The sequence below is a fragment of the Actinomadura napierensis genome, from assembly GCF_039529375.1.
GTDB lineage: Bacteria > Actinomycetota > Actinomycetes > Streptosporangiales > Streptosporangiaceae > Spirillospora > Spirillospora napierensis.
Genome location: NZ_BAAAMR010000002.1, coordinates 130790 through 155774, shown reverse-complemented (window position 1 = coordinate 155774; position 24985 = coordinate 130790). Strand labels below are relative to the sequence as shown.

Below are 24985 nucleotides of genomic sequence, written 5' to 3'. Positions count from 1 at the left end.
CACCGGTCCGGATGCGGCCGGGTGAGTCCGGTGTGGCCCCCGGTTTGAGCGATCTTGACTGGTGGCAGTGTTGCCCCGTGCGGGAAAGTACGGTGGCCACCGGGTGTGACGGACGAAACGCGGGCGCGAGGAGTAACCCGTCCGTCCACTGGATAGATCCTTTGTTGGTCGCCGTTGGTGGCGGGATCACCCTCCCGCACCGGGCTCGCACACCACGGACGGGGGTGATCACCGTGACCGGACGGCCGGTGACTCGTTGTGCAGGTGGTGAACCGCGTCGCCCAGGTTTCCGGCCCGCGCCATCAGGGCATTTCGGTCGTACCGGAAGAGCGGCGACGGGACTCGTCCGAGCGAGCACGGGGAGGTGAGGGCGTCGAGCGTCGTACTGCTGCCACACGCGCCGTCGAGCGTCGCGGTCGCCCGCAGGCGCCTCAGCTCGGAGCTGGCCGCCTCGGGGATCTACGAGTCCGTCGTGGACGACGCCAGCGTCATCGTGAGCGAGCTGATCAGCAACGCCCTCCGGCACGCCAGGCCGCTGCCCTCCGGGCAGGTCAAGGTCTGCTGGCTGTGCCGTGGTGACGTGCTCGAACTCGAGGTCAGCGACGGGGGCGCGATGACCGAGCCGCGCCGCGGCCCGGGCACCCTGTCATCGCTCGGCGGCCGCGGGCTGGGCATCGTCGAGGCCCTCTCGGAGGGCTGGGGCGTCCGGCACGAGGAGGGCGCCACCACCGTGTGGGCCGTCGTGCGCGCGCCGCGCTCGCCCGGTGGCGAGGACGCCGCACCCGTGCGCACCCCGGTCGGCGTGCCCGATCTGTCCGACTTCCCGGACCTCATGGACGAGCCGGAGGACGACCTGTACGACCGCACGAGGAATGAGGTGGCCCCAAGTAGGGCATACCCCGCCTAGAAGGACCACTGGGACACCTTGTATGGTCCTCAACAAGCTCGGGCGCTGTCGTGCCCCCGTCGACACCGCCCGAGCGACCAACGTCAGGAAGGCCCCGGCACCCGCCGGGGCCTTTCTCGTTCCCCGGCCCGTTACGGGGCGTCGCGGAGGATCGGGCAGGACATGCAGCGCGGCCCGCCGCGGCCGGTGCCGAGCTCGCTGCCGGTGATCCGGATGACCTCGATCCCCGACGCCTCCAGCTGCGCGTTCGTCTCGATGTTGCGCTCGTAGGCCACGCACAGCCGGGGCGCGACGGCGAGGGTGTTGTTCCCGTCGTCCCACTGCTCGCGTTCGGCCGTCACCGGGTCCAGGCCGGTGTCGATCACCTTCAGCCGGTCCAGGCCCATCGCCGCGGCGGCGGCCTCCAGGAACGGGCGCGGCTCGGTGACCCGCAGGCCACCGCCGTCCAGCGTGACCGTGTACGCGGTCAGCGAGTGCGCGACCGGCGGGTACATGACCACGGTGTCGACGTCGACCATGGTGCACACCGTGTCCAGGTGCATGGTGGCCCGCTCCTGCGCGATCGGCACCGCCAGCACCGTGTGCGCGAGCCCGGCGCCGATCACCTGCCGGGCCAGCCGCTCGACGCCCGCCGGGGTCGTCCGCTCGCCCGTCCCGACCGCGATCACACCCGGGCACAGCAGCAGGACGTCGCCGCCCTCCAGGTGCTCCAGCGACGGCGAGTACACCGGCTCCACCCCGTCGAACCGCGGGTGGTGCGTGTAGATCAGCCCGAGGAGCTGCGCCTCCCGGCGCCGCGCGTCCATCGCCAGGCTCGTCACCGCCACCCGGTCGCCGATCCAGGTGCTGTTGTCGCGGGTGAACAGCAGGCCGGGCAGCGGGTCCACGATGAAGTCGAGCCGGTCCATCAGCCGGTACACCAGGCCGTGCCCGGACTTCAGCTCCTCGTGCGCCAGCCCCGCGACCAGCGTCTGCGCCAGGTCCTCCGGGTCGAGGTCGCGCAGGTAGCCCTCGACGACGCGGCGGAGCTGGTCGCCGAGCCGCAGGTCGACGATCGCGTCGCCGACCGCCTGCTCCCGCGCCGCCTCGTACTCCAGCGCGTCCTGCAGCAGCTCGGTCACGTACAGCACCTCGACGCCGCGCTCCCGCAGCGCCTCCGCGAACGCGTCGTGCTCCTCCTGCGCCCGCCCCACCCACGGGATCGCGTCGAAGAGCAGCTTGTCGCTGTTGCGCGGCGTCAGCCGCTTCAGCTCCGCGCCCGGACGGTGCAGCAGGACCGTCCGCAGCCGCCCGACCTCGCTGGTCACCCGGTGCTCGTGTGCCGTCGTCCCCGTTGTCTGCGTCACACCAGAAGTCTAGGTCGCCCCTTTCCGGCGGAGCCGACGGCCCGTTCCTGTGCCACGATCCGAGGGTGATCAGGGGGCTATCGCTGCATTTGACCGCCGCGACGCTGCTGCGGGTGTCCGCCGAGGGCGTCGCGACGGCGCTCGTCCTGACCGTCCAGGCCCGGACGGGGCACGCCGCGACCGCCGGCTACCTGCAGACCGCGATGACGCTGCCGTACGTGGTGAGCGGCCCGGTGATCGGCAACGCGCTGGACCGGATGGCCCGGCCGCGCCGCGCCGTCGTCGCGCTGGCCGCCGTCTACGCCGCCGCGACCGGCCTGCTCCTGACGATGGCGGGCGCGTCCCCGCTGGTCCTCGCGCTCTGCGTCGCCGCCGTGATCGGCTGCACCGAGCCCGTCGTCGTGGCGCTGACCAGCCTGCTCCCGCGCTTCGTCCCGGCGGACCGGTTGTCGCGGGCGTACGGGCTGGAGGCGTCCAGCTACAACGTCGCCGCCATCGCCGGCCCCGGCCTCGCCGCCGGGGTCGCCTCCTTCGCGGGCGGCCAGTACGCGGGCGGGGCGATCGTCGCGAGCGCCGTCCTGAGCCTCTTCGCGCTTCCGCTGCTTCCCTTCGCCGCGCCGCCCGGCTCCGCGGACTCGGGCGCGACCGCCGTCCAGACGACCGCGACCCCGGCTGAACGCGACCGGTCCGCGGCCGACGACCCCGTCGAGACGGTCGCCGAAGTCGGCAAGGGAGCGATGGCCGAGCGGGACATCGGCGAGGTCGCCGAGGACGGCCGGTCCGGCCTGGCGGACGTGATCACCGGCGGGCTGGTCGTCCTGGCCCGCGGCCGGGTGCTGCGCGCGCTGACCGTCGCGACCACGCTCGCATGGCTCGGGTTCGGCGGCGTCGCGGTGACGGCCGTCCTGCTGGCCGGGCACATCGGCGCGGCGCCCAGCGCGGGCGGGCGGCTGCTGGTGGCGATGGCCGCCGGGTCGCTGCTCGGTTCGCTGGCGTCGAGCCGCTGGCTGACGCCCGGGCACGCCGAGCCGGTCCTGATCGGCGGGCTCGTCGCGTTCGGCGCCGCGCTGGCGGCGCTCGCGGCGGCGCCGTCGGTGCCGTGGGCGATGGCGGCGTTCTGTGCGGCGGGCCTGGCCGAGGGGCCGGTGTTCGCCGCGACGCTGATGCTGCGCCAGCGCGAGTCGCCGCCGGACCGGCTCGGCCAGGTCAACACCACCGGCGGCAGCCTCAAGATCGGCGCCTCCGCGCTCGGCGCGGCGCTCACCGCCGCGTGCGCCGACGCGGTCGGTCCGGTCGGGCTGGTGCTGGCGATCGCCGCGCTCCAGTTCGCCGGCGCCGCCACCGGCTGGCTGCTGCTGCGGTCTCCAACTCGATGACCAGTCTATATTCCTTGACAGTTATATTCTAGATGAGGCATATTGAGCGACATGGCAACCGCGGTGTGGAGCGCGCTCGCCGATCCGAGCCGGCGCGCGATCCTGGACCGGCTGCTGCACGGGCCGCGTCCGGTCGGCGACCTGGCGCGCGAGTGCGGGCTCAGCCAGCCCGGCGCATCCAAGCACCTGCGCGTGCTGCGCGAGGCCGGGCTGGTCGACGTCCAACGCGACGCGCAGCGCCGGCTCTACGCGATCCGGCCCGCCCCGATGGCGGAGCTGGACGCCTGGCTCGCGCCCTACCGCCGGTTGTGGAACGCGCGCCTGGACGCGCTCGGCGACCGGCTGGACGCCCAGGCCACCGACGACCGGAAAGGCGATCCATCATGATCATCACCAATCCCGGCGAATACCTCGACCTCGGCGGGCGCCCCGCCGTCCGCTTCGAGCGGATCTACGACCACCCGGTCGACCGGGTCTGGCGGATGGTCAGCGACCCGGAGGAACTGGCCCACTGGTTCCCGTCCCCCGAGATCACCATCGACCTCGCCGTGGGCGGCGCGATCACCTTCTCCGGCGACCCGAACATGCCCGACGCGACGTCCACCGGCCGCGTCATCGATCTCGCGCCGCCGCGCCGGCTCGCGTTCACCTGGGGCGGCGACGAGCTGCACTTCGACCTCGAACCGCTGGCCGGCGGCCGGACCCGGTTCGTCCTCACCAACGTGCTCGAAGCCCGGAACGCGGCGGCGCGCAACGCGGCAGGCTGGGACCTCTGCCTGTCCGCGCTCGACGCCCTGGCCGAGGACCGCGCCGCCGAGCCGGGCGAGTGGAAGCCGAGGTACGACGAGTACGTGGCCGCCGGCCTGCCGTCCGGCGCCGAGATCCCCGGCCAGGCCTGACCGGCCGGTGGTCAGCGGGGCGGCCGCAGTCCCGCGATCAGGAAGCCGACCAGCCGGCGCGCGTCGTACCGCTCGTCGCTCTCCGCGCCGATGCAGAGGTTCCCGATGCCCCGCATGAGCTCGTAGGCGGAGATCCCGGAGCGGATCTCGCCGGCGGCGGCCGACGCGTCGAGCAGCCGCCCGCACACCGGCATGAGGCGTTCGAGGAAGTAGGCGTGCAGCGTCTCGAAGCCGGCGGTGTCGGACCGCAGCACGGCGGCGAGCCCGTGCTTGGTGACCAGGAAGTCGACGAACAGGTCGATCCACCGCCCCAGCGCCGCGTACGGCGTCGCGCTCTCCTCCAGCAGGACGGGTCCGGCCTCGGCGCACGCCTCGACCTGGTGCCGGTAGACGGCCACGATGAGGTCCGCCCGCGTCGGGAAGTGGCGGTAGATGGTGGCCGTCCCGACGCCCGCCTTGGCCGCGATGTCGCGGACCGGCGCCTCCACGCCCGAGGTCACGAAGATCTCTGCGGCCGCGTCGAGCAGCGCCTCCTGGTTGCGCCGGGCGTCCGCCCGCCGGGGCCGGGCCGCGCGCTCCGCGCCGCGCTCGCCGTCGTTCACCGCGCCCTCCGACTCGTGGGTTGCTAAACGGGACATTGTTCCGTATCGTTCAAACGGGACAACGTTCCGGTTGTCCATGATGCCAGAGCGCGACTCCGGCCACCAAGCCCCGCCGCCATTCGCGGTCCTGCGGGGCCCATCGAACGAACCGAACGAAGGCATGCCCATGTCGAACTCCCCGACCACGGTCGTCACCGCCAGGCCGGTCGTGCTCCCCGCCCCCGGCCGGGGCGAGGACCTCCAGGTCAGCGTGTCCGCGCCCGCTACCGGCGGCGAACTGCCCGTCATCGTGTTCTCGCACGGCTTCGGCTGGTCGATGGACGGCTACGCGCCGCTGGCCGACCACTGGGCCGCCAGCGGCTTCGCGGTCGTCCGGCCCACCCACCTCGACTCCAGGACGCTCGGCATCCCCGCCGACGACCCGCGCACGCCGCACATCTGGCGCCTGCGCGTCGACGACCTGGAGCGCGCCATCGACGGGCTCGACGTCCTGGAGGCCGCCGTGCCCGGCCTCGCCGGGCGCCTCGACCGCACCCGCATCGCCGTCGCCGGCCACTCCTGGGGAGCCCAGACGGCGAGCATGCTGCTGGGCGCGCGGGTCCTCGACTCCGGCGGCGTCCCGGGCGAGGACATGTCCGACCCCCGGGTGAAGGCGGGCGTCCTGCTCGCCCTGACCGGCACGGGCGGCGCCGACCTCTCCGCGTTCGCGGCCGAGCACTTCCCCTTCATGAACCCGTCCTTCGACGACATGGCCGCGCCCGCGCTCATCGTCGCGGGGGACCAGGACCGGTCGCCGCTGTCCACCCGGGGACCGGACTGGTTCACCGACCCCTACGTCCTCAGCCCGAAGGACAAGAGCCTGCTCACGCTGTTCGGGGCAGAGCACTCGCTCGGCGGGATCCCGGGATACGAGATCGCGGAGACGACGGACGAGAGCCCCGAGCGCGTCGCCCTGATCCAGCGGCTCAGCACCGCCTACCTGCGCAGCGTCCTCTACCCGGGCGACACCGGCTGGCAGGAGGCGCGCTCCGCACTGGAGGACGCCTCCGAGCCGCTGGGGAAGCTCGAAAGCAAGTAGGCGGATCCCCCTCCCCATCTGACCGCAAGGCCACACGGCGAAAGGATCCGACCATGCCGCAGGCACCCAGTTTCGGAATCATGACCGCGCCGATGCAGGTCGGCTACGACGACATCCTGCGGGTCTGGCGCGACGCCGACGCGATCCCGGAGATCGGGCACGCCTGGCTGTTCGACCACCTCATGCCGATCGGCGGCGACCCGGACGGCCCGGCCTTCGAGGGCTGGACGCTGCTGTCCGCCCTCGCCGCGCGAACCCGGCGGCTACGCCTCGGCCTGCTGGTGACGAGCAACCGGTTCCGGCCGCCCGCGATGCTCGCCAAGATCGCCACCACCGTCGACATCGTCTCCGGCGGACGGCTCGACTTCGGCATCGGCGCCGGCTCCCGTCCCGGCCACCCGCTGGCCCGCCGCGAGTACGAGGCGCACGGCCTGCCCTTCCACGATTTCGGGCACTCCGTGGAGAGCCTCGCCGAAGCGTGCACGATCATCCGGCGGCTGTGGACGGAGACCGAGCCGTTCGACGTCGACGGCGCCCATCACCGGCTGACCGGCGCGTTCGGCAACCCCAAGCCCGTCCAGCGCCCGCACCCGCCGATCCTCATCGGCGGCCGCTCGTCCGCGACGCTGCGCGTGGCCGCCGAACACGCCGACCTGTGGAACATCCCCGGCGGCGACATCGAGGACGTCACCGCCCGCAGCGCGCTGCTGGACCGCTACTGCGCCGACATCGGCCGCGACCCGGCCTCGATCACCCGTTCCGTCCACCTGCCCGTCTCCTACGACGAGCCCGGCGCCACCAGGGACGCGATCGGCGAGGTGCTCGACGCCGGCTTCCGGCACATCGTCCTCGGGCTGCCGTCGCCCTACCCCGACGGGGTCGCCCGGTGGGTCGCCGACGAACTGGTCAAAGCGTCCACCTGACCCCGCCGGGCCGGTGCCTACGGCACTCGCACGGACCGGTAGACGAGGAAGGGGAGACCGTCCCCGACCGTGCGGGTCTCGACCAGCCGCATCGGCTTCTTGGCGCTCGTCCCGCCGAAGAGGCGCCGGCCGCCGCCGAGCACGAACGGGTAGACGATCAGCCGCAGCTCGTCGACGAGGTCGTGCTCCAGCAGCGCCTGCACGAGCCCGCTGCTGGCGTAGACGACGATGTCCCCGTCCACCTCCCGCTTCAGCGCCGAGACCTCGTCCGCCAGGTCGCCCTTCAGGACCGTCGAGTTCTCCCAGCCGAGGTCCTTGAGGGTCGAGGACATGACGTACTTGGGCAGGCTCCGCAGCCTGTCCGCCCACGCGCCGGTCCGGGACTGCCAGCCGCGCGCGAGGAACCACTCGTAGCTCAGCCGGCCCATGAGCAGGGCCTCGGCGCTCATCGCCTCCTCGAACTCGACCTCGGCCCACGCCTTGCGGTCCTCGTCCCCCATCCAGTCGAACCAGCTGCCGAACCTGGAGCCGTCGTCCTCGGCCGCGATCTCGATGACTCCGTCGAGCGAGACGTTCTCGCTGACAACGATCTTTCCCATGGCGCTTCTCCCGTCGCTGTCGTGCCTGACACCGATCCAGACGCCACGGCGACGGGAAAGGGGGCGGCCGGCGACCGCCCCCTTTCTGCCCCGGCCGGCGTCCGTACAGGATGGGAACTCGGAGAGAGGTGGCGACAGTGGAGCTGGTGAGAGCCGACCTGATCTCAAGGGCGCGGGCCGGGGACGGCGAAGCGTTCCGGGCGCTGACCGAACCGCACCGCCGCGAGCTGCACGTGCACTGCTACCGGATGCTCGGCTCGTTCCAGGACGCCGAGGACGCCCTCCAGGAGACCCTGCTGGACGCCTGGCGGGGCCTCGGCGGGTTCGACGGCCGCGCCTCCATCCGGACCTGGCTCTACCGGATCGCCACCAACCGGTGCTTCAGCACGCTCCGCTCGGCGGCTCGGCGCCCGGCCAAGGCATGGGACATCCCGGGCATCGAACCGCCCGAACCGACCCGGCTCGGCGAGATCGCGTGGTTGGAGCCGTTCCCCGACGCGCTCCTCGAAGGCGCGCAGCCCGGGCCGCTCGGCCCGGAGGCCCGCTACGAGCGGACCGAGTCCGTCTCGCTGGCCTTCGTCACCGCGCTCCAGGCCCTGCCGCCCCGCCAGCTCGCCGTCCTCATCCTGCGCGACGTCCTCGGGTTCCCGGCGAACGAGGTCGCCGCCATGCTGGACACGACCGTCGAATCGGTGAAGAGCGCCCTCAAGCGGGCGCGCACCGGCCTGCGGCGGTCGCGGCCGGCGCTCACCGCCCCCGAACCGCCCCCCGCCGCCGGCTCGCCCGCCGAGAACACCCTCGTGGCGCACTTCGTCCGCGCCTGGGAGACCGCTGACATCGACGCGCTGGTCGCCCTGCTCACCGACGACGTCTTCGTGTCCATGCCGCCGCTGCCCTTCGAGTACGAGGGCCGGGACGTCGTGGTCCGCTTCTGCGCCGGCATGTTCGGTGCGGGCCGGAGGTTCGACCTCGTGCCGGCGCGGGCCAACGGCCAGCCGGCGTTCGGGGTCTACCTGCGCGGCAGCAACGGCGTCCGCCACGGAACCGGCCTGTTCGTCCTCACCCTGGCCGGCGACCGGATCAGTGCCATGACCCGCTTCGAGAACAGCGTGCTCCCCTGGTTCGGGCTACCGCGCTCGCTCCCGAGCCGGTAGCGGGAGCGCATCACCTCACCGCGGCGTGGGGTTCGAGAAGAGCATGGCGCTCCGCCCAGGCGGTGACCGAGGCGGCGATGGTGTCCGGACGGTCCTCGGGGGCGTGGTGACCGGACGGGCCGCCGTGCTCGATCTCCAGGTTCGCGACGTGCTCCGCGCACCACTCGGCCATCGCCGGGGTGATCCCCAGCGTGGGCGAGGTGTCGAAGGTGATCAGCAGCTTGGGGACGTCGTGGCTGGCGGCCAGCCACTCGCCGTACCGAGTGACCCGCGCGTGCACGTCGGCGGGCTCTCCGTTGATCGGCATCGAACGCGCCCACTGGAGGATCGGGCGGCGGCTCTCCGGCGTGGGGTACGGCTCCAGGTACGGCCGGAGTTCGTCCTCGTCGAGCGGCGTGAGGACGCCGCCGGTGAACGCGGTCTCCACGAAGAAGTTCGTTTCGAGTACCAGCTTCTCGCCCTCGGCCCCGCGCATGGCCTCGGCGCGGGCGCGCGGCGCCTCGCCCATCTCGTCCCAGGTCACGGGCCTGACGATCGTCTCGAAGAACGCGACGCCGCGCACCCGTCCCGGATGGCGGGCCGCCCAGTCGAACGCCAGCGCGCCGCCCCAGTCGTGGCCGACCAACACGACCTCGTCCAGGCCCAGCGCGTCGAACCAGGCGTCCAGGTAGCGGGCGTGGTCGTCGAACCGGTACGGCACGTCCGGCTTGCCCGAGCGGCCCATGCCGATGAGGTCGGGGGCGAGCAGCCGCCCGTCCCCGCCCATCGCGGGCAGCACCCGCCGCCACAGCCGCGACGAGCCGGGGTTCCCGTGCAGGAACACGACGGGCGCGCCGTCCCCGGTCTCCTCGTAGTACATCGTCGAGTCGAGCACATCGATCGTCGGCATGGGACCCTCCGCTCATTGGCGACACCAACGTTGGCGCCACCAATGAAATTACATCGTTGGTTCCACCAACGCAACCCCTCGCGAGGGCTCGGAAAATCGATCGACTTCCCCCAAAGCGCTCCGTAGTGTGCGGGACATGTTCTTCGCGGCCGGCACCCGGACGCTCGCAGGCGACCGCCTGCTGAGCGCGGTGCCGGCTGCCTTCCCCACGGCAGCGGCAGCAGCAGCGGCGCCCGCCGGCGACGGCGTCCGACGCTGACCCCTCTCCGTCCCGCCTCCGGAGAACCAGCGGAGGGGGGTGGTCCAGACGAGCGCGGCGGCATCCGCAGGGGTGCGCGCCGCGCGGGTTCTCACGTTCGGATCATCGTGAGGACGAAGAGATCATGGCGAAGAAGCTGTACGAGCGGGACAAGCCGCACCTGAACATCGGCACGATGGGGCACGTCGACCACGGCAAGACGACCCTCACCGCGGCGATCACCAAGGTGCTGGCCGAGCGCGGGCTGGCGTCCGCCGTGCCGTTCGAGGGCATCGACCGCGCCCCCGAGGAGCGCGACCGCGGCATCACCATCAACATCGCGCACGTCCAGTACTCCACCGCGACCAGGCATTACGCCCACATCGACATGCCCGGCCACGCCGACTTCGTGAAGAACATGATCACGGGGGCGGCGCAGGTGGACGGCGCGGTGCTGGTCGTGTCGGCGCAGGACGGCGCGATGCCGCAGACGCGGGAGCACATCGTCCTGGCGCACCAGGTCGGCGTCCGGCACATCGTGGTCGCGCTGAACAAGTCCGACATGGTGGAGGACACCGAGCTGCTCGACCTCGTCGAGCTGGAGGTGCGCGAGCTGCTGAGCGAGTACGGGTTCCCCGGCGACGAGGTGCCGGTGGTCCGGGTGTCCGGGCTGAAGGCGCTGGAGGGCGACCCGTACTGGACGGCCCGGATCGGCGACCTGCTCGACGCGATCGACGCGTACGTGCCGGTGCCGGACCGGGTGCTCGACAAGCCGTTCCTCATGCCGGTGGAGGGCGTGCTCACCATCACCGGGCGCGGCACCGTCGTGACCGGGGTGGTGGCGCAGGGCTCCGTCCGGATCGGGGACGCGGTGGAGGTCGTCGGGCTCGGCGAGTCGTTCGGCACGGTCGCGACCGGGCTGGAGACGTTCGGCCAGTCGATGGACCACGCCGAGGCGGGCGACAACACCGCGATGCTGCTCCGCGGCGTGCGGCGCGACCAGGTGCGGCGCGGCCAGGTGGTCGCGGCGCCGGGCGCGATCCGCCCGCACACCCGGTTCCGGGCGCGGGTCCGGGTGCTGACGGCGGCGGAGGGCGGCCGGAGCGGGCCGTTCTTCCACGGGTACCGGCCGCAGTTCCACTTCCGGACGACGGACGTGGTCGGCGGCGTGGACCTCGGCGGCGAGGGCGGCATGGCGATGCCCGGTGACTCCGTCGAGATGGCCGTCGAGCTCGGCCGGCCCGTCGCGATGAGCGAGGGGCTCGGGTTCGCGATCCGGGAGGGCGGCCGGACGGTCGGCGCGGGCACCGTCGTCGAGCTGCTCGGCTAGGCCGCCGGGCGCAGCGGGTCCGGTGGGTCGGTGACGGCCCGCCGGATCCCGTATTTTGTCGACTTATCGTCTCTTGTGGGGCGTTGGGCTTCGGACGGACCGAAATTCTCCCGAGTGGAGTGACCGGACGGTCGCGAACCGCTGGCGGACAAGATCGCGATGTGGTGGGATTTCCCCCATCATCCCCGCTGGTATGCCCCTGATGGAGAACGTGTGCGAGCCCCCCGCGCTCTGATTCCCCTGCTCTCGGTCTGCGGAGCCGCGGCCGTCGTCATCGCCGCGGGCCTCGGCGCCGACATCGACGGCCTGCCCGGCGGCGGACCGGCGCACGCCGACGGCGCCGTCCGCAAACCGCCCCCGAAGGCCACCGTCAAGGCGCTGACCTGGAACGTCTGCGGCGCCGCCGACCCCGGCTGCCCGCTCGGCGGACGGCCCGCCGAGCTCGCCAAACGGGTCGCCGACCAGCTGCACTCCACCGAGGTCGGCGGACGCAGGGTCCGCACGAACGCCGCGTTCCTCCAGGAGATCTGCTCGGGGCAGGTGCAGGCGCTGAAGCGGGCGTCCTGGTTCGCCAAGTGGAGCTGGGAGTTCGCCGCGTACCCCAGCGGCCCGTCCTGCGCCGGGGGGCAGGGACGGCTCGGCGTCGCGCTCGGCGCGGCGACGCCGCTGGCCGGCGCGCAGCGGACGAAGCTGCCCTCCCCGGCCGCGCGCCCGCGCGTCGCGCTGTGCGGCGAGGCCACGGCGTGGAGCACGCGCCTGTGCGTCACGCAGTTCAGCTCGTCCGCCGAGGACCCGCAGGGCGAATGGCGCCGCAAGCAGGGGCGCGCCTACGCGGCCCTCGCCGGGACCGGCGCCCGCGTCGTGGCCGGCGGCGACCTCGCCGAACCGCCCGAGAACGCGGCGCTCGACCCGCTGTACCGCGCCTATGCCGAGTGCGACCAGTCGGGGTCCTCGCGCACCGGCGCGAAGACCCTCCAGGACTGGCGGGGCGCCGCCGTGGAGAAGGACGACTACCTGTTCCTGACCAAGTCGGCCACCGTCTCCTGCAGCGTCCCCGCCGCCGTCGGCAAGTCCTCCGACCACCGGCCCGTCTCGGCGGTGATCCACTTCAGCTAGTGGACGCCGCGGTCGCGGTCCTGCCAGTAGGGGGCGCGGAGCTGGCGCTTGAGGATCTTGCCCGTGGGGTTGCGCGGGATCGCGTCGCGGCGCTCCACCGACGTCGGGCACTTGAAGTGGGCGAGGCGCTCGCGGCAGTGGTCGACGATCTGCTGCTCGGGGACGTCCTCGGACAGCACGACCAGGGCCTTCGGCGTCTCGCCCCACCGCGCGTCGGGCACGCCGATGACGGCGCAGTCGGTGACGGCGGGGTGCCCCATCAGCACGTTCTCGACCTCCGCGGGGTAGATGTTCTCCCCGCCTGAGATGATCATGTCCTTGACCCGGTCGTGGATGTAGAGGTAGCCGTCCTCGTCGAGGTAGCCCGCGTCGCCCGTGCGGAACCAGTTGTCTTCGGACAGCGCCGAGGCGGTCGCCTCCGCCATCCCCCAGTAGCCCTTCATGTTCTGCGCCGTCCGGCAGACGATCTCGCCGACCCGCCCGGGCGGCAGGTCCTCGCCCGTCGCCGGGTCGGCGATCCGCAGCTCGCAGCCGGAGTTGGGCAGCCCCGCGCTGCGCAGCCGGCGGGCGTTCGGGCCGTCCGGGTCGTGGTCCTCGGCGGGCAGCATCGTGATCGCGCCGGTGACCTCCGTCAGCCCGTACACCTGCATGAACTCGGCACCCGGCAGCATCGCCATCGCGCCGCGCAGCACCTCCTCGCTGATCGGCGACGCCCCGTACAGCATCAGCTTGAGGCTGGACAGGTCGCAGGCCGTCACCTCGGGGATCAGCGGCATGAACTGCAGCAGGACCGGGACGAGGAAGATGTGCGTGACGCGATGCCGCTCGATGGCCTGCGCGATCTCGGTCGGGTCGGGCTCCCGGCTGATCACGCCCGTGATGCCGTTGTAGACGACCGAGACCGTCAGCACGTTGCCCGCGACGTGGTACATCGGCATCGCGACCATCAGGACGGTCGTGTCGTCGACGTCCCACGCGTCGTTGGTCACCTCGAGCGCGGCGAGGAAGTTGTCGTGGGTGAGCATCACGCCCTTGGGCAGGCCCGTGGTGCCCGACGAGTAGAGCTGCACGAACACGTCGGACGTGGCGCCCTCGTAGGCGGGCGGCTCGGCGTCGGCCGCGTCCATCCAGGCGGCGTAGTCGAGGTGGGAGCTTCCGTCCGCGCCGATGACCACGGTGTGCGTGGTGTGCTCGAGCTTCCCGGTGATCGCGTCCAGCACCGGGACGAACTCGGGCCCGACGATGAACACCTTCGCCTGCGCGTTGTTGACGATGTAGGCGACCTCGTCAGGCGCGAGCCGGTAGTTCACGGGCACCTGGACGGCGCCGATCCGCGCCGCGCCGAACAGCTGCTCGGCGTACTCCGGCGAGTTCTTGTCCAGGATCGCGACGCGGTCGCCGCGGCCGATCCCGGCGGCGGCCAGCGCGGCGGCGGCCCGGTCGGCGCGCCGGTCGAACTCGCGGTAGGTGAGCCGTGCGTCGCCCGCGACGTAGGCGACCCGGTCGGGCTGCGCGAGCGCCCGCTCGCGAAGGATGTCAGTCAGACCCGGCACGGTAGGTCCTTTCGCCGATGACCGCCTGGTTGTCCCGGCATCATGCGGTCATCGGCGAAGCCCCGGCAAGGGGGGACGCGCTACCGGTTGCTGCGGGCCATCTTGGAAACGAGGGTCACCGCGAGGACGACGATGACGGCGACGAACCCGATGAAGAAGAAGAACTTCAGCATCGAGATGATCGCGCCGATCACGGTCATCAGCAGCCAGATCGCGAGGACGACGCCGACAATGGTCAGGATTGTCTTACCCATGTCCCTCACCGTATTCGGTCATGGCGGGCAGGGCATCACCCTTCAGTACGAAGCGGAACCCGCTACCTCTGGACGTTCGGCGGAGGCCGACCCTGAGTCCCGCCAGGGGACCGCCCGGGGTCGTCTCAGGGGGCCGGGGGTGGGGCGGCCGGCGTCCCGGGGGGCCCCCCCCCCCCCGCCGGGCGGCGGCGGCGCGTTGAAGGGCCGGCCGGAGGGCGGCGGAGGCTGGCTGCCGGGCGGGGGCGGTGCGTTGAACGGCTGCCCCGACGGCGGCGGAGGCTGCATCGGCTGGCCGCCGGGCGCGCCGTACGGCTGCGCGGGCGGCGCCCCGAAGGGCTGGGCGGGCTGCCCCATGGGCGGCTGACCGAACCCGGCCCCCGGCTGCGGCTGCGGCCCGGTCCACCCGGGCTGCCGCTGCTGCGCCGCCCCGAACCCGCCGGACATCGACACCCGCAGCGCGCCGAGCCCGCCCGCGATCACCACGGCCAGCAGCTCGTAGGCGAAGTACTTGTCGAAGCGCGGCTTCATGATCGCGCTGACCATGCCGTCCGGGACCCGCTCCAGGCCGATCATCAGGGCCAGCAGGGCGCCGATCCGCTTGCCGACCTCCATCACCACGAGCGCGGAGACCGCCGCGAGGATCGGCGGGACGGGCCCGCGCGGCCGGCACAGCATGAGCCCGAGCGCGGTGACGAGCCCGCCGAGCACGCACACGAACAGGAAGAACCCGGTCGAGCTGCGGAAATGCAGCATCTCCGGGGACGGATAGCTGGCGAACGCGGACGCGGCGATGACGACCCCGGTGGCGACGGCGCCGCCGACCAGCACCATGGCGATCGCGCCGCCCGTGGACGTCGCGGGACGAGACTGGGACATTCGCCCATTAAAGCGGGCATCGGTCATCGGCGCAGTCCGAACCTTCCCATCCCTGATCAGTTCCTTACGGAGTGGTGACGGGTGGAGTGGAACCGTCGCCGGCGCCCGTAGCGTGGAGAGGGTGATGTCCCTGCGCGCATGCGAACCGCGATGGTGAGCGGATGGTGAACCAAGCCGGCCGGGTGCTGGTGGTCGACGACGACCCGACCGTCGCCGAGGTCGTCGCCCGGTACCTGGCCCGCGACGGGCACGAGGTGGAGTGCGTCGCCGACGGCCCCGCCGCGCTGCGCCGGGCCCTGGACCGCCCGCCGGACCTGGTCGTCCTCGACCTGATGCTGCCCGGCATGGACGGCCTGGAGGTGTGCCGGCGGCTCCGCGAGACCTCGGCCGTCCCGATCGTCATGCTCACCGCGCTCGGCGCCGAGACCGACCGGCTCGTCGGCCTGGAGACCGGCGCGGACGACTACGTGACCAAGCCGTTCAGCCCGCGCGAGCTGGCGCTGCGGGTGCGGTCGGTGCTGCGGCGGGCGCGCGGGGCGGTGGTCCCGGCCGTCCCGGCGGGCCCGCTGCGCGACGGGGACCTGGTCGTCGACGTCGGCGCGCACGAGGCGGGGCTGCGCGGCGCGGCGCTCGCGCTCACCTCCCGCGAGTTCGATCTGCTGGCGTTCCTGATGCGCCACCCGCGCCGCGCGTTCACCCGCGACGAGCTGCTCGAACGCGTCTGGGACTGGTCGTTCGGCGACTCCTCGACGGTCACCGTGCACGTCCGGCGGCTGCGCGAGAAGATCGAGGACGACCCGACCGCGCCGCGCCGGATCGTCACGGTGTGGGGCGTCGGCTACCGCTACGAGCCGGAGGCCGGGGCCGAGGTCGGGGCCGGAGCCGAGGTCGGGGAGGGAGACCGGTGATCCCGTTCCCGGATCTGCTCCTGGTCGTCTTCTACGCGGCGCTCGCCGCGCTGCTGGTCGCCGCGGTCGCGCTCGGCCTGCTGCGCCTGCTGCGCTCCCGCTCGGTGGCGATCCAGCTGGTCGTCGTGGCGGCGGCCACCGTCCTGGCGACGGTCTCCGGCATCCTGGTGATCTCGTTCCTGATGCTGATCAACCAGCATGACCGGTCGGTCGTGCTGGCGGTCGTGACGTCCGCCGGGCTGGTCGGCACGCTGGTCTCGGTGCTGCTCGGGCGGCGGCTCGTGGCCGCGAACCGGGTGCTGGTGGACGCCGTCCGCGCGGACCGGTTCCACCCGCCGACCGCGCACCTGCCGGCCGAGCTGGCCGAGCTGTCGCGGGAGCTGGAGGCCGCCTACGACCGGCTCGCCGCCGCCCACGAGCGCGAGCAGGCGCTCGAGGCGAGCCGCCGCGAGCTGGTCGCGTGGGTCAGCCACGACCTGCGCACCCCGCTGGCGGGGCTGCGCGCGATGGCGGAGGCGCTGGAGGACGGCGTCGTCGCCGACGCCGGCACCGTCCGGCGCTACCACGGGCGCATCCGCGTGGAGGTCGAGCGGCTCGCCGAGATGGTGGACGACCTGTTCGAGCTGTCCCGCATCCACGCGGGCGCGCTGCGGCTGTCGCGCGAGCGCGTCGGCCTCGCCGAACTGGTCGCCGAGGCGGTCGCGGGCGCGGAGGCGCTCGCGCAGGCCAAGGGCGTGCAGATCCGCGGGGACGTCCGCGCGGGCCTGCCGGTCCACGTGGACGCCGGCGAGCTGGGGCGGGCGCTGCGCAACCTGGTGGTGAACGCGATCCGGCACACCCCGGGCGACGGCGCCATCGAGATCACCGGCGAGGTGGCCGGCGGCGAGGCCCGGGTGACGGTGGCCGACGCCTGCGGCGGCATCCCGGAGGCCGACCTGCCGCGCGTGTTCGACGTCGCGTTCCGCGGCGAGGCGGCCCGCACGCCGGGCGGCGGCGCGGGGCTCGGCCTCGCGATCGCGCGCGGCATCGTCGAGGCCCACGCCGGCGAGATCGGCGTCGCGAACGCCGGCCCCGGCTGCCGCTTCGAGGTCCGCCTTCCCCTGACCGCCTGATCAGTCGAGGGACTCGTCGAGGGCGCGGAAGGTGGGGCAGGGCCAGCGCCACATGCAGGCGCGGCAGCGGCGGATGGGGCTGTCGGGGTCGCTGGTGATGCCGCCGGCCTCCTGCGGGCGGTGCAGGTCGAGGATCCGGACGCCCAGTTCGGCGAGCGCGAGGACCTCGTCCCGGGCGCCGGCGAGGAAGGCGAGGTCCTCGCGGGCCAGCCGGGTCCTGACCGGGACGTAGCCGTCCCGGTTCACCAGCCGCGCGAGGTACTGCGTGGACGTCCGCCACGGCGTGGACTTCGCCGAGCGGGCCCGGATCGTCTCCAGGCGCTCGCGGAGCCGCGTGTGCCGCGGGTCGGTCGTTCGGTCGGCCTTCACGTGCCGCGCACCCCCCAATGCCGCTGTTGCACGGGGCCAGCCTTCCCTACTCGGGACGTCCGCGCGTGGGGAACGGGGGAGTTGCCGGAGAGGGGGCTCCGGGCCCGCCCGAGGATGAAAGCGGGTCATCACAGCGCGTAGTTCTCAAAGCGTATGGGCCGTTCCGGGTCGCGCGCGCCACGGACACGCCCGCGCCACACGCGAGTTCCCGAACCGTCTGGCTCGCGGGCCGTAGTCGAGATAGTGTGCCGGACGTGGAGCTAAATGTCTCGACCGCGTCTCAGGGAGGTCACGCCGTCGTTACGGCGACCGGCGAGCTGGACCTGTACACCGCGCCCCGGCTGCAGGCGGCCCTCGCGGGCCTGCTGCGCGGCCAGATCGACCGCATCGTGGTCGACCTGGCCGGCGTCGAGTTCTGCGACTCGACCGGCATGAACGTGCTGCTGGCGGCCATGAAGCGGATGAAGGAGCAGGGCGGCTCGCTGGAGCTGGCCGCACCGCGCCCCGCCGTCAAGCGGATCCTGCAGGTCACCGGGCTCGACACCGTGTTCACCGTGACCGACGACGCGGCGCCCGCCCTGGACTGACCGCGCGGCACGACCGCATCCGAACCGACACCGGACCATCGGCACCGGCCCGCCGGGCGGCCCATCGCCTCCGGCGGTCCCGGTACCGCCGACCCGGCCCGCGGGCGCGCGAGCCCCGCGGGCCCCGTCCCGTACGCCGTCCCGTCTTCGCGGCAACCCCGGTTGTTCACGGCGGCATGCCCGCGCGCCGACTACGATCGCCGATATGCAGGATGCGGATTTGCACGGCGCGGAAATGCCCGGGGCCGGTGCCGGCACCGGCGGTGCGGACCTCCACGGCGTGGCGGTGATCGTCCCGGCCAAGGACGAGGCCGACCGCATCGCGGCCACCGTCAAGGCCGCGCAGGAGCTTCCCGGCGCCGACCTGGTCATGGTCGTGGACGACGGCTCGTCCGACGGCACCGGGCGGGTGGCCGCGCAGGCGGGCGCCCGGGTCGTGCGGCACAGCCGCAACCGGGGCAAGGGCGCCGCGATGGAGACCGGCGCGGAGGCCGTCCGGCTGCTGGACGAGGGCCGCGACCAGCCCCGCCACCTGCTGTTCCTGGACGCCGACCTCGCCGAGACCGCGCGCGAGGCGGCGCCGCTCGTCGCCCCGGTGCGGGCCGGCGAGGCCGACATGACGATCGCGGCGTTCTCCTCGACGGTGAAGCTCGGCGGGCACGGGTTCGTCGTCCGGCTGTCCCGCGACGGGATCCGCCGCGCCACCGGCTGGGAGGCCACCCAGCCGCTGAACGGGCAGCGCTGCCTGACCCGCGCCGCGTTCGACGCCGCGCTCCCCCTCGCCGCCGGGTTCGGCGTCGAGACCGCGCTCACGATCGACCTGCTGCGCAAGGGCTTCCGGGTCACGGAGGTGGAGGTGCCGCTCGCGCACCGCGCGACCGGGACCGACTGGCACGCTCAAGTGCACCGCGGCCGGCAGTTCCGCGACGTGGCCAGGGCGCTGGCCGTGCGGGAGCCCGTCGTGGCCGAGCGGCTCGCCCGCCTGCGCGGCCGCCGCAAGTGACGCGCCCCGGTCCCGCGCGGCCGGGCACCACCGGGCCGGGGGCCGTCGGGCTGTGGGCGATCGCGGCCTCCCTCTGCTGCTTCCTCGCCACCGCGCTGCTCGGCCCCTCGGCCTTCCAGCCCGCGATGGACGCGCGGTTCGGGGAGCCGCCGTACTCGCTGGACGTGCATCCCTCGCCGTACGCGGTGCTCGGGCTCGTCGTGGCGGGCGTCCTCGCGGGGACCGCGGGCCTCGCGCTGTGCTTCCGCGCCGTCCGGCGCGGCTGGCGGGTGCGGGCGTTCCCGCTGGTGGTGGCGGGCCTGCTGGCGGCGGTCGGGTTCATGTTCATGCCGCCGGTCGGGTCGACCGACCATCTGAACTACGCCTCGTACGGGCGGATGGCGGCGACGGGCCACGACCCGTACGAGACGCGGGCGGTGGACCTGCCGAAGGACCCGGTCGCCGGGGCGCCCGAGGAGTGGCGGTCGACGCCGTCGGTGTACGGGCCGATCGCGACGGGGGAGCAGGCGGTCGCGTCGTGGATCGGCGGCGGCTCGGTGCGGCTGACGGTGTTCGTGCTGTCGGTGTTCAACGTCCTGGCGTTCGCCGTGACCGCGGTGCTGCTCTACCGGACGTCCCGCGACGAGGAACGCCGGCTGCGGACCGCGCTGCTGTGGACGTGCAACCCGCTGCTGCTCTTCCACCTGATCTCGGGCGCGCACAACGACGTCTTGGCGATCGCGCCGATGGTCGCGGCGCTGACGGTGTTCGACTCCTACGCCTCCGGCGGGCGGTGGCGGCTGTGGGGGCGGTCGCTGGCGGCGGGCGTCCTCACCGGCGCGGGCGCGGCGATCAAGCTGCCCGCGGCGCTGGTCGGCGGCGGCCCGGCGTGGGCGCTGCTCCGGGAGGTGTGGAGCGGACGCAGGTGGCAGGCGGTCGGCGGGCTCGTCGCGCTGTTCGGCGGCGCCGCCGCGACCGCCGCGACCGCATACGCGCTGGCCGGCCCGCACGCCCTCGACCAGGTGCGGGAGGCGAGCAACATGGTCTCGTTCGCCACCCCCTGGCACCTCCTCGATCGGATGCTCGGACGCGGCTCGCAGCGCGACGTGATCAAGTCGGGCTCGCTGGTGCTCGGGTTCGTCCTGTTCCTGCTGCTGGCGCGCGGTCTCCCCAAGGACGACCTGTCCAGGGACGGGACGCTGCCGGGACGCCCGGGGCAGGCCGCCAACCGGCGGATGGCCACCGCGCTCGTGCTGGCCTGGCTGCTCGCCGCGCCCTACGTGCTGCCCTGGTACGACGGGTTCGGCTGGGCGCTGCTGGCGCTGCTCCCCTGGTCGCGCATCGACTGGATCCTGCTGGCCCACACCGCCGCGCTCAGCCTCGCCTACCTTCCCGCACGCGCGCCCCAGCGCATCGGGATGCCGCACGACCTGTCGTGGCTGTTCACCGTGGTCAGGCCGACGGTGATTCCGTGGACGCTTCTCGCGGTGCTCGCGGCCTTGGCTGTTCAGTGCCTTCGTCCAGGTCGATCTCCAGCGAGCGCACCCCGGCCGCGAGCATCAGCGGGGTCGCCAGGCTGAAGGCCACCGACAGGATCACCACGCCCGAGTCGTTCACCAGCGTCCCGATGATGCCGACCGCGAGCGCGCAGATCAGCGCCGGGCGCATCGTCCAGCTGTGCTGGTAGGCGCGGTGCAGCAGGGACACCGCCCGCCACCGCGTCGGGCGCGCCAGCACGAAGAACAGGAACACCAGCGCGGCGGCCAGCGCCAGCGTGAACGGCCAGTACCCGAGGCTGTTCAGCATGGCGTTGAACTTGCGGGTGACGACGTCCCAGGCGTTGCCGTCCATCAGGTCCTGCCAGAACCGGCCCATGTGGGTCGGGTTGGCGCTGCGCGAGTTCCACCAGGAGATCGCGAGCACCAGCGCGACCCCGGCCACGCAGAACGCGCCGAGCTTCACCGGCGACACCCGCTTGCCGGTGATCATCATGCCGAGCATCGCGAAGGCGGGGGTGATCGCGATGACGCCGCCGAAGTCGCTGCCCCACGCGGGGAGCCCGTCCACCGCGACGGTGAGCAGCCCGATCGCCGCGACGAGCGCCACCGCGGTGCTCTTCGCGCGGCGGGACGCGCCGGCGAGGCCGCCGGGGTCCGGCTCCGCGCGGTGCCGGCGCAGCGGGAACTCGCAGAGCCACGCCGCCGTCAGGATCGCGGCCACCGCGAACAGCGAGAACGCCTGGTTGCCGAACCCGTAGAAGCGCCCGGCGACCAGCGCCGTGTACCCCATCAGCGTGTTGAGCTGCAGTGACGAGCCCGTCATCACGTCCAGCGCGAGGACGGCCGCGGTGACCGCGGTGATCACCAGGCCGGGCAGGAAACTCGACCGGCGCCACGGGCCGGCCAGCGCCACGCCCGTCATCAGCCCCGCGAAGCCGAGCACCGTGCAGATCAGCACCGGGGTCGGGTGCGATGCCCGCCACCACGGCATCAGCCCGGCCAAGAACGACGCGCCCGGCGCCGCCCCGCCGAGCAGCGCGATCACCCGCGTGCCGCCGAGGATCCGGGACCGCGAGCGCGGGTCGTTGCCGAGCCGCCGCAGGGCCAGCGCCGCGATCCCGTACAGGACGAGCTGCGTCGCGAAAAGCACCCAGTAGAAGGAGGTCTGGACGGCCCGGATCGCCTGCGCGGCGACGTCCTCGTCCTCCAGCGCCTCGACGCGCTTCGCCGTGGAGTCGCCGGAGTGCTCGGCCTTCCACGCCGACCCGACGGCCTGCCGCGGCTCCTTGAGCCCCAGCTGCTTCAGCGCCGTGGACGTCAGGTCGGTCAGCGTGGCCAAGCCGTCCTGGCGAGTGGCGCTGGAGGTCAGGAAACCGGGGCCGTAGCCGGCGCCCTTCGCGATCGCCACGCGCAGGTGCGGGTTGACGCCGGTGTCGGACAGGCCCGCGACCAGGATGGTCGTCCCGGCCGGGATCCCCTTCAGCACCTGCGCGACGCGGCGGTCCGCGGCGGACGCGGCGGCGGCGCGCTTGTGGTCGGAGACCGGTACCTGGTCGCCGTGCGGGTCCACGCCCGCGTTGATGTAGGCGCGGAACACGTCGTCGACATCGACGGCGGCGAGCTGGCAGCGGGCCCAGTCGGCGGGCGTCGCCCGGTCGGTGGACGGGATGTAGTGGTCGACCCGGCCGCCGCCGTCGCCGGCGCCGAACACCGCGCCGGGCCCGACGGCGAGGGTGCAGCCGCCGGCCGCGTGCACCGCGTCGCCGAGCAGCCCGGTCTGCGCGTGGTAGCCGGTTCCCGCGTTGTCGCTCTTGATCGCCGGCCAGCCGGGCGCGATCGCGCCGCCGGCGGGCGGCGGGCCCGTGGGGGAGGGCTGGCCCGGCAGGATCGGGGTCGGCGGCAGCGCGCAGTCGCCGTGCGCGAGGCGCGACCGCTGGCCCGCCGACAGCGTCAGCCAGCCGTCGGTGGGGCAGGTGCTGGTGCGCGTCGTCCGGACGCTGAGGCCGCCGGCGGAGCCCTCGCGGGTCAGTTTCCACAGGGCGGGGGTCGCCTCGGCGCTGACGTCGCTCCACATCAGGCCCGGAACCCCGATGACCACGACCCGGCCGTTGATCGCGGTGGTGGACACGGTGGCGGCGGACGGGGTCGCGGCGGGCGCCGTCGCCGCGCTCGCGGCCGACGGGATGAGCACGGCGGTCAGCAGAGCCACGACGGCGGCGACGAAAATCCCGACATTCGCCCCCCGCTGTGTCATGGCGCTCAGGTTACAAGAGCTTCACCCCCGCCCGCCGGGCGTCCGGACGGCCCCGGTTCGCGGCCGGACCGTTCCCGGACCGTCCCGGACGCCCCCCGCGCGCCGGGCGGGGGGGGGGCGCGCCGGGTGCATATCCTTCGGGCGGGGGCCGCCCGATCGGGCCGGGCCCGGTGGGCCCGATCACACCAGGATGTGGGGATGCGAGCAGTCAGCGGAGCGCGCGACGAGGCCGGCCGGTCCGTATCCGCGCAGGCCGGAGGCCCGCCGCGGCGCGGGCGGCGTTCGCCGCTGGACGCGCTGATCATGCTCGCCGGGGTCGCGGTCGCGGTGGCCGCCGCCGCGCCGATCGTCTCGCGGTGGCTCTACAACCAGCCCGACCAGCGGCTCGTCGACCTGGAGGTCTACCGCGAGGGCGGGCTCGCGGCGCTGCGCGGCGCGCCCCTGTACGACTTCCTCACCCAGCCGCCGCAGCTGCTGCCGTTCACCTACCCGCCGTTCGCCGCCGTCCTGGCCGTCCCGTTCACGCTGCTGTCGTGGCGGGCCGCGCAGTGGGCGTGGACGGCGCTGATCTACGCCGCGCTGGTGATCGCCGTCTGGTACGCGTTCCGCGACCTGATCCGCCGCACCGGGCGGTGGGCGCCGCTGACGCTGGGCTTGCTGGTCGCCGCGATGACCTGGCTCGACCCGGTCCGCGACCAGGTCCGGTTCGGCCAGGTGGGGCTGTTCCTGCTGGCGATGTGCCTGGCCGACTGCTGCACCCGGTCGGCCCGCTGGCCGCGCGGGCTGCTGGTCGGCCTCGCGCTGGCGATCAAGCTGGTGCCGGGCGTCTTCCTCATCTGGTTCCTGATCACCGGACGCCGGGACGCGTTCGTCAACGCGCTGGTCACCGCCGTGGTGGCGACGCTCGGCGCCTTCGCGGTGCTGCCGCACGACTCGGCCGGCTACTGGTTCGGCGCGCTGCTGCAGGGCGGCGACCGCACGGGCGCCGTCGACGGGACGACCAACCAGGCGATCAACGGGATCGTCGCGCGGATCATCGACCAGGGGGCCGCCCGGACGGCGGTGTGGCTCGTCCTGGCCCTGGCCATGGCCTACTTCGGCTTCAAGCTGGCCCGCCGCGCGACCTACACGGCGGACGCGCTGGTCGGCGCCCGTCCGGCGGTCTCCGGGCGGATCGGCACCGACCACTGGGCCGCCGCCGATCCCCTGTCGGGCGCGAACGCCTACAGCCTGCTGCTCGCCGGGGTCGCGATCACCGGCCTGCTGTCCGTGCTGCTGTCCCCGGTCGGGTGGATTCACCATCTTGTGTGGATGATCCCGGTCGTCGGGGCTTTGGTGGGCGATGGGCGAGACACGCGAAGATGTCTCTCCGGCCTGGCGATCTGGATCTTCTTTCTGTTCCCTCTGCCCTGGTGGGGGGCGCATCTGTCCGGCACCGGACACGCTCCGATCACCCGTGTCTGGGGGAGTCTGGAGCGCGACGCGTTCGGCCTGGCCGCGATCGCCGCCGTCCTCGTCCTCGGAATCTGGCTGCCGAACCGCCTCGCCCGCCAGATCGGTCGCGAGGATCCTTCGCAACGGAAGGTCGAGGTCGGTACGCTCGCCACGTGATGCTTGTCGCGGTGGCCGTCGCCGGCCTGGTCGCCGGGGTGGCCGGGCTATCCATCGCGGTGGTGGCCCACAACCGGGTGAACCAGGTCGTCGACGAGTGCGGGGAAATGCTCAGGCGCCAACTCCAGGTCGCCTCGGGCGAGGTCGACGAACGCGCTCTGCGCGACCTCGCCATCGTGCATTACGACGCGCTCAAGGAGATGTCAGGGCACCGGTCCTTCTCGCTCGCCGTCCTCAACGCCGTCGGGGACGGTGTCGTGGTCAGCTCGATCAACGGGCGCACCGAGACCAGGACCTACGCCAAAGCCGTCCAGGGAGGGCACCCCGTGGAGATGCTCTCCCCCGAGGAGAACCAGGTCCTGCGCGCCGCGCGCCTGGGCAAGGGGCCCATCGTGACGATGGACGACCCGCTGCCCGACTTCGGCGGCAGCGGCGCCGGCGGGGGAGAACGCACGCCGACGGCCCGCGCCTGAGGGCTCGGCGCCCGGCGAGGGCTTGACCCGGCGGGAAGTACACTCGTCTC

At 73.4% G+C, this 24985-nt stretch carries 24 protein-coding genes and 1 pseudogene; 16 read left to right on the top strand and 9 right to left on the bottom strand.

Annotated elements, in window-relative coordinates; genetic code table 11:
- Positions 1–364 precede the first annotated feature (364 nt).
- The gene (locus tag ABD296_RS02235; RefSeq protein ID WP_344260792.1) at positions 365–907 is read left to right on the top strand and encodes an ATP-binding protein; all 543 of its coding nucleotides are present in this window, start codon (positions 365–367) and stop codon (positions 905–907) included.
- Positions 908–1038: 131 nt separating this feature from the next.
- Here the strand turns inward: ABD296_RS02235 and ABD296_RS02230 are convergent, their stop codons facing one another.
- Positions 1039–2253, bottom strand: a complete 1215-nt coding sequence (locus ABD296_RS02230) for an arginine deiminase (protein WP_344260789.1) — start codon at positions 2251–2253, stop codon at positions 1039–1041.
- 65 nt (positions 2254–2318) lie between these two features.
- Between ABD296_RS02230 and ABD296_RS02225 the strand changes: the two genes are divergently transcribed.
- The 3 genes from ABD296_RS02225 to ABD296_RS02215 are packed head-to-tail and all read left to right on the top strand — an operon-like array spanning position 2319 to position 4528.
- Positions 2319–3629, top strand: a complete 1311-nt coding sequence (locus ABD296_RS02225; RefSeq protein ID WP_344260787.1) for an MFS transporter — start codon at positions 2319–2321, stop codon at positions 3627–3629.
- Positions 3630–3680: 51 nt separating this feature from the next.
- A complete protein-coding gene (locus ABD296_RS02220) occupies positions 3681–4016 on the top strand; it encodes an ArsR/SmtB family transcription factor (RefSeq protein WP_344260785.1) in 336 nt (111 codons plus the stop codon).
- On the top strand, positions 4013–4528 hold the full coding sequence (locus ABD296_RS02215) for an SRPBCC family protein (RefSeq protein WP_344260783.1): 516 nt from the start codon (positions 4013–4015) through the stop codon (positions 4526–4528). The genes ABD296_RS02220 and ABD296_RS02215 overlap by 4 nt, the downstream gene beginning before the upstream one ends.
- 11 nt (positions 4529–4539) lie before the next feature.
- Here the strand turns inward: ABD296_RS02215 and ABD296_RS02210 are convergent, their stop codons facing one another.
- Positions 4540–5166: a TetR/AcrR family transcriptional regulator gene (locus tag ABD296_RS02210; protein WP_344260781.1), complete on the bottom strand. Its 627-nt coding sequence runs from the start codon at positions 5164–5166 to the stop codon at positions 4540–4542.
- Between the two features lie 124 nt (positions 5167–5290).
- On the opposite strand from ABD296_RS02210, the gene ABD296_RS02205 reads away from it, so the two are divergent.
- Positions 5291–6208: an alpha/beta hydrolase family protein gene (locus ABD296_RS02205; protein WP_344260778.1), complete on the top strand. Its 918-nt coding sequence runs from the start codon at positions 5291–5293 to the stop codon at positions 6206–6208.
- Positions 6209–6288: 80 nt separating this feature from the next.
- Positions 6289–7131, top strand: a complete 843-nt coding sequence (locus ABD296_RS02200) for an LLM class flavin-dependent oxidoreductase (protein WP_344260775.1) — start codon at positions 6289–6291, stop codon at positions 7129–7131.
- Positions 7132–7148: 17 nt separating this feature from the next.
- Here ABD296_RS02200 and ABD296_RS02195 read toward each other — a convergent pair whose 3' ends face one another.
- Positions 7149–7730 (bottom strand): dihydrofolate reductase family protein, encoded by a 582-nt coding sequence (locus tag ABD296_RS02195; protein WP_344260772.1) that lies wholly within the window; start codon positions 7728–7730, stop codon positions 7149–7151.
- Positions 7731–7867: 137 nt separating this feature from the next.
- On the opposite strand from ABD296_RS02195, the gene ABD296_RS02190 reads away from it, so the two are divergent.
- Positions 7868–8884 (top strand): sigma-70 family RNA polymerase sigma factor, encoded by a 1017-nt coding sequence (locus ABD296_RS02190; RefSeq protein WP_344260770.1) that lies wholly within the window; start codon positions 7868–7870, stop codon positions 8882–8884.
- Between the two features lie 10 nt (positions 8885–8894).
- On the opposite strand, the gene ABD296_RS02185 is transcribed toward ABD296_RS02190, so the two are convergent.
- Positions 8895–9773 (bottom strand): haloalkane dehalogenase, encoded by an 879-nt coding sequence (locus tag ABD296_RS02185; protein WP_344260768.1) that lies wholly within the window; start codon positions 9771–9773, stop codon positions 8895–8897.
- 383 nt (positions 9774–10156) lie between these two features.
- Between ABD296_RS02185 and tuf the strand changes: the two genes are divergently transcribed.
- Positions 10157–11341, top strand: coding sequence for an elongation factor Tu (gene tuf / locus ABD296_RS02180; RefSeq protein WP_344260766.1), 1185 nt, complete (start codon positions 10157–10159; stop codon positions 11339–11341).
- 213 nt (positions 11342–11554) lie between these two features.
- The gene (locus tag ABD296_RS02175; RefSeq protein ID WP_344260764.1) at positions 11555–12457 is read left to right on the top strand and encodes an endonuclease/exonuclease/phosphatase family protein; all 903 of its coding nucleotides are present in this window, start codon (positions 11555–11557) and stop codon (positions 12455–12457) included.
- Here ABD296_RS02175 and ABD296_RS02170 read toward each other — a convergent pair.
- The 3 genes from ABD296_RS02170 to ABD296_RS02160 form a co-directional block, all read right to left on the bottom strand.
- A complete protein-coding gene (locus ABD296_RS02170) occupies positions 12454–14010 on the bottom strand; it encodes a long-chain-fatty-acid--CoA ligase (RefSeq protein WP_344260761.1) in 1557 nt (518 codons plus the stop codon). The two genes, ABD296_RS02175 and ABD296_RS02170, sit on opposite strands and share 4 nt — an antisense overlap.
- Positions 14011–14090: 80 nt before the next feature.
- Positions 14091–14264, bottom strand: a complete 174-nt coding sequence (locus ABD296_RS02165; RefSeq protein WP_344260758.1) for a hypothetical protein — start codon at positions 14262–14264, stop codon at positions 14091–14093.
- Between the two features lie 42 nt (positions 14265–14306).
- Positions 14307–15140, bottom strand: a complete 834-nt coding sequence (locus ABD296_RS02160) for a hypothetical protein (protein ID WP_344260755.1) — start codon at positions 15138–15140, stop codon at positions 14307–14309.
- A 161-nt stretch (positions 15141–15301) separates the two neighbouring features.
- Here ABD296_RS02160 and ABD296_RS02155 point away from each other — a divergent pair, with 161 nt between their 5' ends.
- Both ABD296_RS02155 and ABD296_RS02150 read left to right on the top strand, forming a co-directional pair.
- Positions 15302–16048, top strand: coding sequence for a response regulator transcription factor (locus tag ABD296_RS02155; RefSeq protein WP_344260752.1), 747 nt, complete (start codon positions 15302–15304; stop codon positions 16046–16048).
- Entirely contained in the window at positions 16045–17160 is a 1116-nt protein-coding gene (locus ABD296_RS02150) for a sensor histidine kinase (RefSeq protein WP_344260750.1), read from the top strand. Before ABD296_RS02155 ends, ABD296_RS02150 begins: the two co-directional genes overlap by 4 nt.
- Here ABD296_RS02150 and ABD296_RS02145 read toward each other — a convergent pair whose 3' ends face one another.
- Positions 17161–17529 (bottom strand): hypothetical protein, encoded by a 369-nt coding sequence (locus ABD296_RS02145; protein ID WP_344260748.1) that lies wholly within the window; start codon positions 17527–17529, stop codon positions 17161–17163.
- A 254-nt stretch (positions 17530–17783) separates the two neighbouring features.
- Here ABD296_RS02145 and ABD296_RS02140 point away from each other — a divergent pair, with 254 nt between their 5' ends.
- The 3 genes and pseudogenes from ABD296_RS02140 to mptB form a co-directional block, all read left to right on the top strand.
- A complete protein-coding gene (locus ABD296_RS02140) occupies positions 17784–18116 on the top strand; it encodes an STAS domain-containing protein (RefSeq protein ID WP_285913503.1) in 333 nt (110 codons plus the stop codon).
- A 235-nt stretch (positions 18117–18351) separates the two neighbouring features.
- Positions 18352–19119 (top strand): glycosyltransferase family 2 protein, encoded by a 768-nt coding sequence (locus ABD296_RS02135; RefSeq protein WP_344260992.1) that lies wholly within the window; start codon positions 18352–18354, stop codon positions 19117–19119.
- A gap of 125 nt (positions 19120–19244) precedes the next feature.
- Positions 19245–20105: pseudogene (gene mptB, locus ABD296_RS02130) on the top strand (polyprenol phosphomannose-dependent alpha 1,6 mannosyltransferase MptB); the annotation flags it as partial.
- 445 nt (positions 20106–20550) lie between these two features.
- Here the strand turns inward: mptB and ABD296_RS02125 are convergent.
- The gene (locus ABD296_RS02125; protein ID WP_344260743.1) at positions 20551–22851 is read right to left on the bottom strand and encodes a hypothetical protein; all 2301 of its coding nucleotides are present in this window, start codon (positions 22849–22851) and stop codon (positions 20551–20553) included.
- Between the two features lie 198 nt (positions 22852–23049).
- On the opposite strand from ABD296_RS02125, the gene ABD296_RS02120 reads away from it, so the two are divergent.
- Together ABD296_RS02120 and ABD296_RS02115 are read left to right on the top strand one after the other, a co-directional pair.
- A complete protein-coding gene (locus ABD296_RS02120) occupies positions 23050–24462 on the top strand; it encodes a glycosyltransferase 87 family protein (protein ID WP_344260741.1) in 1413 nt (470 codons plus the stop codon).
- On the top strand, positions 24462–24935 hold the full coding sequence (locus ABD296_RS02115; protein ID WP_344260990.1) for a DUF4446 family protein: 474 nt from the start codon (positions 24462–24464) through the stop codon (positions 24933–24935). Before ABD296_RS02120 ends, ABD296_RS02115 begins: the two co-directional genes overlap by 1 nt.
- Positions 24936–24985: the final 50 nt, after the last annotated feature.